This window comes from Fusobacterium mortiferum ATCC 9817 (assembly GCF_000158195.2).
Classification (GTDB): domain Bacteria; phylum Fusobacteriota; class Fusobacteriia; order Fusobacteriales; family Fusobacteriaceae; genus Fusobacterium_A; species Fusobacterium_A mortiferum.
Map to the genome: position 1 here is coordinate 357,269 of NZ_GL987988.1, position 13,554 is coordinate 370,822.

Annotated in this window: 12 protein-coding genes and 1 pseudogene; 9 read left to right on the forward strand and 4 right to left on the reverse strand. The window is 30.4% G+C overall.

Features of this window, described 5'->3' with window-relative positions; genetic code table 11:
- Positions 1–4 precede the first annotated feature (4 nt).
- The 5 genes and pseudogenes from FMAG_RS02755 to FMAG_RS02770 all read left to right on the forward strand — a co-directional run bounded on the left by FMAG_RS02755 (position 5) and on the right by FMAG_RS02770 (position 2,807).
- Positions 5–760, forward strand: coding sequence for a hypothetical protein (locus FMAG_RS02755; protein WP_005883817.1), 756 nt, complete (start codon positions 5–7; stop codon positions 758–760).
- A 14-nt stretch (positions 761–774) separates the two neighbouring features.
- Complete coding sequence (locus FMAG_RS02760) at positions 775–1,071, forward strand: hypothetical protein (protein WP_005883819.1); 297 nt, start codon at positions 775–777, stop codon at positions 1,069–1,071.
- A gap of 117 nt (positions 1,072–1,188) precedes the next feature.
- The gene (locus tag FMAG_RS02765; RefSeq protein WP_040493554.1) at positions 1,189–1,425 is read left to right on the forward strand and encodes an NUDIX hydrolase; all 237 of its coding nucleotides are present in this window, start codon (positions 1,189–1,191) and stop codon (positions 1,423–1,425) included.
- A gap of 152 nt (positions 1,426–1,577) precedes the next feature.
- Positions 1,578–1,712, forward strand: a pseudogene (locus FMAG_RS14245) (toxin-antitoxin system YwqK family antitoxin); the annotation flags it as partial.
- A gap of 144 nt (positions 1,713–1,856) precedes the next feature.
- Complete coding sequence (locus tag FMAG_RS02770) at positions 1,857–2,807, forward strand: toxin-antitoxin system YwqK family antitoxin (RefSeq protein WP_050795418.1); 951 nt, start codon at positions 1,857–1,859, stop codon at positions 2,805–2,807.
- Positions 2,808–2,814: 7 nt separating this feature from the next.
- Here the strand turns inward: FMAG_RS02770 and FMAG_RS02775 are convergent, their stop codons facing one another.
- Positions 2,815–3,300 carry a dihydrofolate reductase gene (locus tag FMAG_RS02775; protein WP_005883821.1) on the reverse strand — a complete coding sequence of 162 codons (486 nt, stop codon included), beginning with the start codon at positions 3,298–3,300 and terminating at the stop codon, positions 2,815–2,817.
- The gene (gene thyA / locus FMAG_RS02780) at positions 3,300–4,124 is read right to left on the reverse strand and encodes a thymidylate synthase (protein ID WP_005883823.1); all 825 of its coding nucleotides are present in this window, start codon (positions 4,122–4,124) and stop codon (positions 3,300–3,302) included. The genes FMAG_RS02775 and thyA overlap by 1 nt, the downstream gene beginning before the upstream one ends.
- Before the next feature lie 399 nt (positions 4,125–4,523).
- Here thyA and adhE point away from each other — a divergent pair, with 399 nt between their 5' ends.
- Positions 4,524–7,178 carry a bifunctional acetaldehyde-CoA/alcohol dehydrogenase gene (gene adhE, locus FMAG_RS02785; RefSeq protein WP_005883825.1) on the forward strand — a complete coding sequence of 885 codons (2,655 nt, stop codon included), beginning with the start codon at positions 4,524–4,526 and terminating at the stop codon, positions 7,176–7,178.
- Positions 7,179–7,234: 56 nt separating this feature from the next.
- On the opposite strand, the gene trpS is transcribed toward adhE, so the two are convergent.
- Positions 7,235–8,227 (reverse strand): tryptophan--tRNA ligase, encoded by a 993-nt coding sequence (gene trpS, locus FMAG_RS02790; protein ID WP_005883827.1) that lies wholly within the window; start codon positions 8,225–8,227, stop codon positions 7,235–7,237.
- Positions 8,228–8,279: 52 nt separating this feature from the next.
- Entirely contained in the window at positions 8,280–9,416 is a 1,137-nt protein-coding gene (locus tag FMAG_RS02795) for an ABC transporter substrate-binding protein (protein ID WP_005883829.1), read from the reverse strand.
- Positions 9,417–9,803: 387 nt separating this feature from the next.
- Here FMAG_RS02795 and FMAG_RS02800 point away from each other — a divergent pair, with 387 nt between their 5' ends.
- The 3 genes from FMAG_RS02800 to mglA all read left to right on the forward strand — a co-directional run bounded on the left by FMAG_RS02800 (position 9,804) and on the right by mglA (position 13,538).
- Positions 9,804–10,751: an ROK family protein gene (locus tag FMAG_RS02800; RefSeq protein WP_005883831.1), complete on the forward strand. Its 948-nt coding sequence runs from the start codon at positions 9,804–9,806 to the stop codon at positions 10,749–10,751.
- Between the two features lie 178 nt (positions 10,752–10,929).
- On the forward strand, positions 10,930–11,949 hold the full coding sequence (gene mglB / locus FMAG_RS02805) for a galactose/glucose ABC transporter substrate-binding protein MglB (RefSeq protein WP_040493563.1): 1,020 nt from the start codon (positions 10,930–10,932) through the stop codon (positions 11,947–11,949).
- Positions 11,950–12,026: 77 nt separating this feature from the next.
- Positions 12,027–13,538 (forward strand): galactose/methyl galactoside ABC transporter ATP-binding protein MglA, encoded by a 1,512-nt coding sequence (gene mglA, locus FMAG_RS02810; protein WP_005883834.1) that lies wholly within the window; start codon positions 12,027–12,029, stop codon positions 13,536–13,538.
- Positions 13,539–13,554 lie beyond the last annotated feature (16 nt).

Genomic DNA, 13,554 nt, shown 5'->3' on the forward strand with positions numbered 1-13,554 from the left:
GGGAATGAAAAAACTTAGTGTAATAATTATGCATAAGTTACCAAATAGAGTTAGGCTAAAGTTATCTGAGCCTATAAAATCTTTTGAAACTTTTAGGGAAAATGTTACAAAGGATAGTGAAAGTATTGAGTTAAAATATAGTCCTGTAACTAAAAGTGTAGTAGCTACATTTAATCCTGAAAAAGTTAATCTACAGGAGGCAATATATAAAATACTTACAGCCTTTTCCATTGAAAATGGAATGATGCCAGTGAAGTTATTAGAAGGGGTAGAGCAAAAAGCTATAGAGAGTTTTGCTATATATTCAGGAGCTTCTATAATGATGTCAGGGATAAATATGTTAATTAATAGAAACGATAATCAATTACAAAATATAATGAATTGGTTTTCTATATCTATGACAACAGCTGCTATATTAGAGCATGCTTGCATAGAAACTAATAGAAAAGGGGTATTTGATTTAGAAATTTTACCAGCAGTATACTTGATAAAATCATTTCTAAATACTCCAAAACTTTCAATAGTTGCAATGATTTGGCTGACAACATTTGGTAGACACCTTATTTCTACAAATAATGATGCTAAGGAAGTAAAGTTTTTTAGAATAAAAAATAAACAAGAAAATAAAGATTATTATATAGCTAATGTTTCTGAAGATAACAGTATAGATAATATTGGAGATTTAATATACCATGTGTTCTTTAGAAAAAATAAAAATATGTCTAGAAATACAGAAAAGTATGTAACAATAAATAAATAATAGGAGGTATTACCATGTTCGGATTTGGATTCGGAGGAAATGGAAAAATAACAAAAGCCCATGTAGTAGGAGCTGCAGTGGGAATAGGAGTAACAGTAGCAGGATATTACCTATACAAAAAAAATAAGACAAAGGTTGATGCTTTTTTAAGAAATCAAGGTATCAATATAAAATCTTGTGATTCTGTAAACTATGAAGATATGTCAGTAGAGGCTTTAACAGAAACAAAAGAGCATATTGAGGATATCTTAGCTGAAAGAGAATTAAATGGAGCTACTTGTGAAGCTTGTGAAATAGCTGAAACAAAATAGTAGTTTGAATATTGAAAAGGGATTTGCTTCTAAGTATGAGGTAAGTCCCTTTTTTCTTTGAAAGAAATAGAAAATATTATATAATAATAATATGAGATATAAAGAAGGGAGAGATATATGAGAGAAAATAGCAAAGGGAAAAATTTTTTAATAGCTTTAGTTGTGATATTATTAATTACAGGATTAATTTCTGGAATCATTTATTTAGCAACTAAATCTTTTGAAAAAAATGTAGATAAGGGAGAGATAGTTAAAGCTAAGGAAGAGGTATCAGGTGTATTAGCTGAGTTAAAAGAAAAATTAGATAAGATAAATCAGGGAGAGGTAATACCACCAGAAAAAAAGAAAAATTAGAAGAGGTAACAAAGGTTATTGTAAAAAATTCTTCAGAAAAAAAATTAGAGAAACCTAAAATAAATATCTCTAAGAAAAATTTAAAAAATGGAACTATATATGATTATTATGTAGATGGAACAATAAAAAGAGAGCAAAATTATGTAGATGGAATAAAAAATGGAAAAGAAGTAGAATATTATTCTAATGGTAAGATAAAATATGAAGTTGACTATATAAATGGTTTTAAAAATGGTAGTGAGAGATATTATTACTCTAATGGAGCTATATCTAAAGAGATTAATTATAATAATGGAATAAAAGAGGGACGCTATTTAGAAAATTTCGAGAATGGAAATATTAAGATTTCTGGAAATTATCTTTCAGGTAAATTAGATGGAGTATTTATTAGATATAATAGTAATGGACAAAAAGATATAGAGTTAAATTATGTGCTTGGGAAAAAAGAGGGGAAGGCAACTGAGTATATAGGGGGACAGATTCTTTCGCAAGTAAACTATCAAAATGATATGAGAGAGGGATATTTCTTTACTAATAACTACAATGGTGGATTGGAAGTAGAGGGAAACTTTGTAAACGATAAAAAAGATGGAGTATGGGTAAAGTATAATAGAGATAGAAAAATAATATCAGAAGAAACTTATCAATTGGGAGTATTAAATGGAAAATATACTACATATTATGATAATGGAGATATAAAAGAGAGTGGAAATTATATAGATGGATATTTAGAAGGGATAGTTACTATATATAATAATAAAGGAGAAATGATAAGAAAAATAAATTATATAAAAGGACAAAAAGAGGGAAAATCTGAAAGTTATTATCCAATAGATGGTAAATTATATGAAGAGGAAAATTATAAAAATGATATTTTAGATGGAGAGTACAAAAGTTATTATAGAAATGGGAAAATACATACAATAGGCTACCATACTAATGGAGTTCGTTCTGGAGAATGGAAAGATTATAGTGAAAATGGTAAAAATATAGGAATATATACTTATAATCAAAATGGAAGACTAGATGGGAAAATAATCTATTATATTCCAACAGATTTTAGCCAAAAAAGTTATTTTAGAAAAGAAACTGAATATAGAGATGGAATTTTAGAGGGAAGTTATATTGTATATGATACAAAAGATAGAATTACAGAAAAAGGTTTTCATAGAAATAATGAGAAAGATGGTCAGTGGATAAAATATGTAGAAGGAAAAATTATTTATGAAGAAAATTATAGAAATGGTAGAAGAGATGGGGTACAGAGATACTACTATACCAATGGGAAAGTAAGTGAAGAGTATGTGTATAATTATGGAAAAGAGATAGAAGTTAGAAGATATGATGAGAATGGAAATCTCAAATATGAAAGAAAAAGATAGCAAAACGCTATCTTTTTTTCTTATAGGTATAAGCTGTAAAATCTTGATACTCTTTTACTTCAACTACAGAATATCCAAACTCTTCTACATTTGGAAAGTAAAGAGGATTATTTGGAATGGTTACTTCTATGTGGGATTTTAATTTAGAGATATAAATATTATCTAATGGATATTTTTCAAGATAAGCTTTATATACAGTGGCACCTCCACATATAAAGATTTTTTTATCTGTATCTTTATATCTTTCTACAATCTCATAAAAACTATCTTTAGAAGAGATTACAATAACATCTCTATTTTTTTTCATAAGTTCAAGAGGAACATATTTAGCAGTATTTTTTCCAAAGATAACAACATTCCCAATAGTTCTTTCTTTATAGTAAGCTAACTCCTCTTTTGAATGCCAAAGTAAACCATTTCCAGTTGGATTTTTATCTCCAATAAGATTATTTTCAGCCACACAAACTATCATATTTATCTCAGGTTTACTCATTATATAGCCACCTCATAAGATATTTTATCCCCATATTTGTAATTTTCAACTACTACATCATCAGGTTTAAAATCATAAATAGAAGTAAAGTTTTCAATTTTTAAAATAGCACCCTCAAACTCTTCTCTTTTAATTTGCTCTAAAAGTACAGGCATATGTCTATCATAGATATGTACATTGTGGATGCTCCAAATAATATCAGCAGGCTCAAGTCCACATTCCATAGCTACTAGTTTATGGAGGACAGAGTATTGGAAAACATTAGCAACAAGTCCTAATGCAACATCACAACTTCTTTGTCTTACTTCAAGATAAAGCTTATTCCCTATTACACTCCATTGAGTGAGATGTACACAGGGAGTAAGAGCCATTTTGTCTAAATCTTCAGGTACCCAAATCTCTGTCATAATTCTTCTACTGTTTGGATTTTTCTTAATTTCATTAATAATGTAATCAAGCTGACTTTTATATCCAAAAGTTTGTTTAGCTATCTGATATCCATAGGCTTTACCAATAGTTCCATCTTCCATTTTCCATTCATCCCAAAATTTACATTTTAATTTATTTAATTCCTCTACATTATTAGATTGCATTATCCATATCCAATATAACTCTCTAATAGGAGCTTTATTAGGAGCAAATCTAGTAGTTATGAGATGAGCTTCATCAGTGGAGTTATCTAATCTGAACTGGTAACCTATATAACTTTTATAATGGGCAGGAGTACCATCAGCATATTTAGTTCTTACATTTCCTTCACTCCAAATTCCATATTTATCTATAGTTTCTACTATATCTTTGTATATTTTATCAAATTTTGCCATGACTACCTCCTTGAATATTTATCTCTATTATTTTATCATAAAAAAAAGAAAATTAAATAAAAAATTAAAGAATTTATTTAACTTAGAGTAGATCAATATATTTTTATGTAATTGTTTGATATTTGTAATATTTAAATTCAAAAAATGCTTGTAAAAATATAGTATAAAAATTATAAAAATTGACTTATTTGTTAAAAAAATAAAAATACATAAATTATAAAATAAAAATATTAATATTGGTATGAATAAAATACTTATAAAATATACAAAATAATTTTTTCATCATTAAAATGATTAAAAAATTATCTTTTTTTAAAAAATGAAAAAAGTAACTTGTATTTTGTTATTAAAATATGATAAAGTAAAAAACAGCAAGAAGAAGAGGCATGGAGGATATAAATGGCAGAAAAAAAAGTTGTTGAAGCACAAGTTGAATTAACAAATGAGCAAATAGATGTTCATGTAGAAGAACTTGTAACAAAAGCATTAAAAGCATTAAAAGAATTTGAAAATTTTACTCAGGAGCAAGTAGACCACATAGTAGCAAAATGTTCAGTAGCTGGGCTTGATGCTCATGGGATATTAGCGGAAGCAGCAGTAAAAGAAACAGGAAGAGGAGTTTTTGAAGACAAAGCAGTAAAAAATCTTTTTGCTTGTGAGTATGTAACTAGTAATTTACGTCATTTAAAAACAGTTGGAGTAATAAATGAGGATAAATTAACAGGAATTACTGAAATAGCTGAACCGGTTGGAGTAGTATGTGGAATAGTACCAACTACAAATCCAACATCGACAGTAATTTTTAAATCACTAATTGCACTAAAAACAAGAAATCCTATTATATTTTCATTTCATCCATCAGCACATGAGTGTTCTGCAATGGCAGCAAAGATAATCAGAGATGCAGCTGTAAAAGCTGGAGCACCAGAAAATTGTATCCAATGGTTAGAGATGAAATCAATGTATGCAACTGAGGCATTAATGAAGCATGATGGAGTAGCAACAATATTAGCTACAGGAGGAAATGCAATGGTTAAAGCTGCATACTCTTGTGGGAAACCAGCATTAGGAGTTGGAGCAGGAAACGTTCCAGCATATGTTGAAAAATCATGTGTATTACCAAGAACTGTAAATGATATTATACTTTCAAAATCTTTTGACAATGGTATGATTTGTGCATCAGAGCAAGCTGCTATTGTTGACCATGAAATATATAATGAATTTATAAAAGGGATGAAGCGTTTCAAAGTTTACTTTGTAAATGCTGAAGAGAAAGCAAAATTAGAGAAATTTATGTTTGGAGCTGCTGCTTACTCAGAAGAGGCAAAAGATGCTAAATTAAATGCAGCAGTAGTAGGAAAACCAGCTACTTGGATAGCAGAACAATCTGGATTTAAAGTTCCTGCTGATACGCAAATTATATGTGCAGAGTGTAAAGAGGTTGGAGTAAATGAACCATTAACAAGAGAGAAATTATCTCCAGTATTAGCTATATTAAAAGCTGAAAGTACAACGGATGGAATAGCTAAGTCAGCAGCAATGGTAGAGTTTAATGGGCTAGGACACTCAGCAGCAATACACACTCAAGACCCAGAGATTTCTAAGAGATTTGGATTTGCTTGTAAAGCTATAAGAATAATAGAAAATGCTCCATCTACATTTGGAGGAATTGGTTCTGTATACAATGCATTTATCCCATCATTAACACTTGGATGTGGTTCTTATGGACGTAACTCAGTTTCAAATAACGTAAGTGCAGTTAACTTACTAAATATCAAAAGAATAGGGAGACGTAATAATAATATGCAATGGGTTAAACTTCCACCAAAAATTTACTTTGAAAAAAATTCAATCAAATATCTTCAAGATATGAAAGAGATAGAAAAAGTTATGATAATTACTGATAGAGGTATGTATAACTTAGGATATGTTAAGAAAATAGAAGATGTTTTAGCTGGAAGAAGAGATAAAGTAGATATGGAGTTATTCTTTGATGTAGAATCAGACCCAAGCTTCGATACAGTAGAAAAAGGATTAGAGTTAATGAATAACTTCAAGCCAGATACAATAATAGCTCTAGGTGGAGGTTCTCCAATGGACGCTGCTAAAGTAATGTGGCTTCTATATGAAAACCCAGAAGTAAACTTTGATGATATAAAACAAAAATTTATGGATATTAGAAAGCGTGCTTTCAGATTCCCAGAGTTAGGTAAAAAAGCTAAATTAGTATGTATTCCTACAACTTCAGGAACAGGTTCAGAGGTAACTCCATTCGCAGTTATTACTGATAAAAAAGAAAATAAAAAATATCCATTAACTGACTACTCTTTAACTCCAACTGTAGCAATAGTTGACCCAGAGTTAGTAATGAGTTTACCAGCTAGTATAGCAGCAGATACAGGAATAGACGTATTAACTCACGCTGTAGAAGCTTATGTTTCAATACTTGCATCTGACTTTACAGATGGATGGGCTAAACAAGCTGTAAAATTAGTATTTGATTACTTAGAGTTATCAGTAAAAGAGGGAGCTAAACACCCTTGTGCAAGAGAAAAAATGCATAATGCATCTACAATAGCTGGAATGGCATTTGCTAATGCATTCTTAGGAATGAATCACTCTTTAGCACATAAAATAGGTGGAGAGTTCCATATCCCTCACGGACGTACAAATGGAATTTTATTACCACACGTAATTAGATACAATGGAACAATTCCTACAAAATTAAATATTTGGCCTAAGATAGAAAACTATAAGGCAGATGTAAAATATATGGAATTAGCTCAATTAATAGGATTAAATCCAAAAACTCCAGCTGAAGGGGTACAAATGTTTGCTGATGCTTGTGAAGAGCTTTGTCAAAAAGTGGGAGTAGTAAGTAATATAAAATCTCAAGGAATCTCTAAAGAGGCTTGGGATGAGGCAATTCATAGAATGGCAATGAACGCTTATGAAGACCAATGTACACCAGCTAATCCAAGAATGCCAATGGTTAACGATATGGAAGAGATATTGAGAACTATTTGGGATTATAAAAGTAAGTTTGAAAAATAATTAAGTAAGTATTAGAAAAAAGGAGTTACTATTTTATATAGTAACTCCCTTTTATATTAGTAGTATTTATACATATTACCAATAATACCAACAGCTTCTTTAGCTTTCATAACTTTTTTTTGAGCAATAGCTCTAGCCTTTTTTCCACCTTCAAATAGTACATCGTGGATATAATTCATATCTTGAGCTAATTTTTCTCTTCTTTCTCTAGCTTCTCCAAAGTATTCTAATACAGCATTTAAAAGTTCTGTTTTAGCATGTCCATAACCATAGTTACCAGCTAAAAATTTTTCCTTCATCTCATTTTGCTTTTCTATTGAAGCAAATAGTGCATAAAGTTTTGCTATATTGTTATCAGGATTTTTTGGTTCTTCTAAAGGAGTAGAATCAGTTACAATACTCATAATTTGTTTCTTTAAATCTTTTTTACTAGCAAACATATTAATAGTATTTCCATAAGACTTACTCATTTTTTGTCCATCTACTCCAGGAACTACAGCTGAGTCATCTAAAGTAAGAGGTTCAGGAAGTTTAAATAGTTCAACTCCATATTGTTGGTTAAATTTCATAGCAATATCTCTAGTCATCTCTAAATGTTGCTTTTGGTCTTTTCCTACAGGAACTACGTCAGCATCATACATAAGTATATCAGCAGCCATAAGAACTGGATAAGTAAGTAGCCCTGTGTTAGGGAAAATTCCTTTAGCTATTTTATCCTTATATGAATGTCCTCTTTCTAATAATCCAACAGGAGTTACATTTGATAGTAACCAAGAAAGCTCTACATGTTCAGGGACATCTGATTGTAAAAATATAGTTGATTTATTAGGGTCAAGTCCAAGTGCAAGATAATCTAACACTATATTATAAGTATTATCCTTTAAAGATTTAGGATCAGTAAGTGATGTAAGAGAGTGATAGTCAGCTATAAAATAAAAACCATCATACTCTCCACTATTTTGAGCATCTATAAATTGTTTCATAGCACCAAAATAGTTTCCAAGGTGAAGTATTCCACTAGGTTGAATACCAGATAAACTTCTTTTCATTATGTTCCTCCTAAAATAATATTATAAATTCCATAATATTATACCACAATACTTATTTTGTTTCTACAACAGAATCAAAAATGTATTTTCCATCTTTTACTTTAATTATTGTAACAGCTTTGATAGGGTTATTTTTTTCATCAAAAGTTAAATGTCCAGTAATACCATCCATATCACTAGCTTTTATAGCTTTTACTAAATCTTCTTTATCAGTTGTACCAGCTTTTTCAATTGCATTTTTTAATATATATACATTATCGTAAGCTAAAGCTGAGAAAGCAGTAGGTTCTTCATTATATTTCTCTCTATATTTTTTTAAGAAAGATTGAACTTTTTCACTGCTATCTTCTGCTGAATAATGGTTAGTGAAGTAAGAGTTATCAACAACTGAGTAAGCTGATGGATCAAGTGCACCAATAATTCCATCCCAACCATCTGGTCCTACAAAGGTAGATTTCATTCCAATCTCTCTAGCTTGTGTAGCAATAAGTGCAGAAAGCTCATAATATTCAGGAACCATTAAAATATCAGGGTTTTCTCCATTTATTTTAGTAAGTTGAGCTTTGAAATCTTTATCTCCATCAGAGTATCCCTCTTTAGCAACTATCTCTATTCCCTCTTTTTTAGCTTGCTCTATAAATGCATTAGCAATACCATCAGAGTAGTCACTAGATGTATTTACCATAACAGCAGCAGTTTTTGCATTTAATTTATCTTTAGCAAATTTTGCTAATGTACTTCCTTGGTATGGATCAGTAAAACATACACGGAAAACATTTGGTCCTGCATCATTTATATTTATTTGTGTTCCAGTAGGAGTAATCATAGGCATTCCATCTTTAGCAGCTAATTCAGCTACTGCTAAAGTTGGTTTAGAAGTAACACTTCCAAGGATAGCAACAACTCCTTCATCAACTAATTTATTGTAAGCATTTACAGCTTCGATAGGGTCAGCCTTTTCATCTAGAGATATGTATTCTAATTTTTTACCTAAAACTCCTCCATTGTTATTAATCTCTTCAAAGGCTAATTTAGCTCCTTTCTCAATAGTAGTTCCATACATAGCAGCAGAACCAGTTAAAGGTCCCATTCCTCCTACTTTAATAGTAGAACTCTCCTCTTGTGTTTGATTTCCACCACAGCTTACCATCATAGCAGCTCCAGCTAACATTGCAATAATTTTTTTCATAAAATTTTCCTCCTTAGATATTTTAATATAAAAAAAACAGCCTGTTAGGCTGTTGTCAACAAAATAAAATTATTTAGTTAAATAAAAAATAAGTAAAATTATTTTAAATCTAAAAATAATAGATGCTCAAAAACTAAATAATATATAAATCCTAACATTTTAACAAAGTATATGAAAATTGACTCAGATTGTTAAGGCTGAGTGAGAGTCCATATACAGTTGTCCAACAAATGTTAGCACTATACATAATAGTTTTCCTCCTAGTTTTAATTTTCTTAATTATAACACTTTTTTAAAAAAAATCAAGTGTAATTTTAAAAAAATAATGTGTAAAATAAAAAAACATATAGTATAATAAAATTATCAATAAGTATGGAGGTATTAGGAATGAATTATTATGTAGGTATTGATTTAGGTGGAACTAACACTAAAATTGGAATTTTAAATATTGAGGGTGAGATTTTTAAAAGTACTGTCATTAAAACTCTTTCTTCTGAGGGAGCTGAGAGAACTTTAACTAGAATTTGGGAAGCTGCTAAAGGATTAGCTGAAGATTTAAAAATAAAGGAAAGCTCTATAAAAGGTATAGGTATAGGTATTCCTGGTCCTGTTATCAATCAAAGTATTGTTGCTTTCTTTGCTAATTTTCCTTGGGGAGAAAATGTAGATATAAAAGCTATGATGGAAAAAATTTCCGGCGTAGAAACAAAACTTGATAATGATGTTAATATTATTGCTCTAGGAGAAGCTAAATATGGTGCAGCTAAGGGAAGTAAAACAAGTGTAACAGTAGCATTAGGAACAGGTGTAGGTGGAGGAATCTATGTAGATGGTAAACTTATATCTGGATTTATGGGTGCAGGTGGAGAGATAGGACATATGAAGCTTGTAAAAGATGGAAAGCTTTGTGGATGTGGACAAAAGGGATGTTTTGAAGCATATGCATCAGCTACTGGGCTTATAAGAGAGGCTACATCAAGATTGATAGTTAATAAACAAAACTTACTATATACAATGATAGAAGGAAAGTTAGATACTTTAGAAGCAAAAGATATATTTGATGCAGCAAAAGAGGGAGATAAATTTTCATTGGATTTAGTAGATTATGAAGCTGAATATTTAGCAATGGGAATAGGAAATATACTAAATATAATCAATCCAGAAAAAGTTGTACTAGGTGGGGGAGTAGCAATGGCTGGAGATATACTTATGAATCCAATGAAAGAAAAATTAAAAAAATATGCATTACCTGTTACATTAAAAGGAATAGAGATAGTACAAGGAATGCTTGGAAATGAAGCTGGAATAAAGGGAGCTGTTGGACTTTTTAACTAAAAATCGAAAACTTATTTCAAAAAATAAAAAAAGTTTATGAAATTTTAAATTAGACACTTGACAAAATATGAATAAAAGATTATCATTGACTTATAGAATGAAAACCATTCTTATAAGACTGAAAAAAGTTGAATGGTACATAAATCAAACAGTGTACACTGTAGGAGGGAATTGGGATATGAAGAAAACAGGAATAATTTTAGGAGCATTATTACTAGCAGCAGGACTAACAGGATGTGGTGGAGAGAAAAAAGAAGAGGCAGCAAAAGCACCTGAAAAGTTAAGAATTGGATTTACTGCTTATAAATATGATGACAACTTTATAGCATTATATAGAAAAGTTGTATTAGCAGAAGCTGAAAAAGTACAAGATAAGGTTGAGTTAACAATGAATGACTCTCAAAATAGCCAACAAACACAAAATGACCAAATAGATGTTATGTTATCAAAAGGTGTAGATGCACTAGCAATCAACTTAGTTGACCCAGCAGCTGGACAAACAGTAATGGAAAAAATTAAAGCTGAAAATGTACCAGTAGTATTCTATAATAAAAAACCAGCTAAATCAGTTATAGATGCATATGATAAAGCTTACTATGTAGGAATTGACCCAAATGCGCAAGGAGTTGCACAAGGAGAATTAATAGCAAAAGCTTGGAAAGCTAATCCAGCATTAGATCTTAATGGAGATGGAGTTATCCAATATGTTATGATAAAAGGAGAACCTGGACACCCAGATGCTGAGGCAAGAACTACTTACTCTATTAAAACTCTAAATGATATGGGAATTCAAACAGAAGAGTTACACTTAGACACAGCTATGTGGGATACTGCAATGGCAAAAGATAAAATGGATGCATGGTTATCAGGACCTAATGGAGATAAAATTGAAGTTGTAATTTGTAATAATGATGGAATGGCTTTAGGAGCTATCGAATCATTAAAAGCAACTGGAAAAATGTTACCAGTATATGGTGTAGACGCATTACCAGAAGCAATAGTTAAGATTGAAGCTGGAGAAATGGCAGGAACAGTTCTTAATGATGCTCAAGGACAAGGAAAGGGAACTTGGGATATGGTTGTAAACTTATCTCAAGGTAAAGCAGCAACAGAAGGAACTTCATATCAATTAGTAGAAAAAGAATTATTAATTCCAAGTATTGGAATAGATAAAGAAAATGCAGCACAATTCAAATAGGATTAATTAGTAAGGTTAATGTTAACAAGGGGAATTGTATTACAATTTCCCCTTTTTTATAAGAGAAGGAGAACATTATGGAAAACACTAAATACTTATTGGAAATGAGCAATATAACTAAAGAGTTTCCTGGGGTAAAAGCACTAGATGGTGCTAACTTGAAAGTAAGACCTCATTCAGTACATGCTCTAATGGGAGAAAATGGGGCTGGAAAATCAACTTTGATGAAATGCTTATTTGGAATTTATGAAAAAGATTCAGGGAGTATCATATTTGAAGGAAAAGAGATAAATTTTAAATCTGCAAAAGAAGCTCTAGATAATGGAGTTTCAATGGTACACCAAGAGTTAAACCAAGTTTTACAAAGAAATATTTTAGACAATATTTGGTTAGGAAGATATCCTAAAAAAGGATTTTTTATTGATGAGAAAAAAATGTATGAAGATACTAAGAAGATATTTGAAGATTTAGATATCAGTGTAGATCCTCGTGCTAAAATGGGAGATTTAGCAGTATCTGAAAGACAGATGGTAGAAATAGCAAAAGCTGTTTCATATAATTCAAAAATAATAGTAATGGATGAGCCTACATCATCATTAACTGAAAAAGAAGTAGAACATCTATTTAAAATTATTAATAAATTGAGAGAAAGAGGTTGTGGAATAGTATATATTTCACATAAGATGGAAGAGATAAAGGCAATATCAGATGATATTACAATAATGAGAGATGGAAAATGGATTGCAACTGAGTCAGTAAAAGATTTGACTACTGAACAAATTATCAATATGATGGTAGGAAGAGACCTAACAAATCGTTTCCCACCAAAAGATAATATAGTAAAAGAAGAAATATTAAAAGTAGAGGGACTAACAGCACTGCACCAACCTTCAATTCAAGATGTAACATTTGAGTTACATAAAGGAGAGATACTTGGAATAGCCGGACTAGTTGGTTCAAAAAGAACAGAAATTGTTGAAACAATATTTGGAATGAGAGAAAAAGCAAGTGGGAAAATAACTATTAAAGGGAAAGAAGTAAAAAATCATAATCCAAATGAAGCAATAGCTAATGGATTTGCTCTTGTAACAGAGGAACGTAGAGCAACAGGAATATATGGAATGTTAGATATAAACTTTAACTCTACTATTTCAAATTTAGATAGATATAAAGGAAAACATCCATTATTAGCATTATTAAATGATAAGGGTATGAAGGAAGATACTCAATGGGTAATAGATAGTATGCATGTAAAAACACCTTCACAAAATACTTCAATAGGTTCTTTATCTGGAGGAAATCAGCAAAAAGTTATATTAGGAAGATGGCTATTAACTGAGCCAGATGTATTAATGCTTGATGAGCCTACAAGAGGTATAGATGTATTAGCAAAATATGAGATTTATCAACTTATGATAGAACTTGCTAAAAAAGATAAGGGAATTATAATGATATCTTCAGAGATGCCAGAGTTACTAGGAGTAACAGATAGAATATTGGTAATGAGTAATGGAAGAGTAGCTGGAATAGTAAAAACTTCTGAGACAACTCAAGAAGAAATAATGACATTATCAGCTAAATATCTATAATTTGAAATATTTAAAG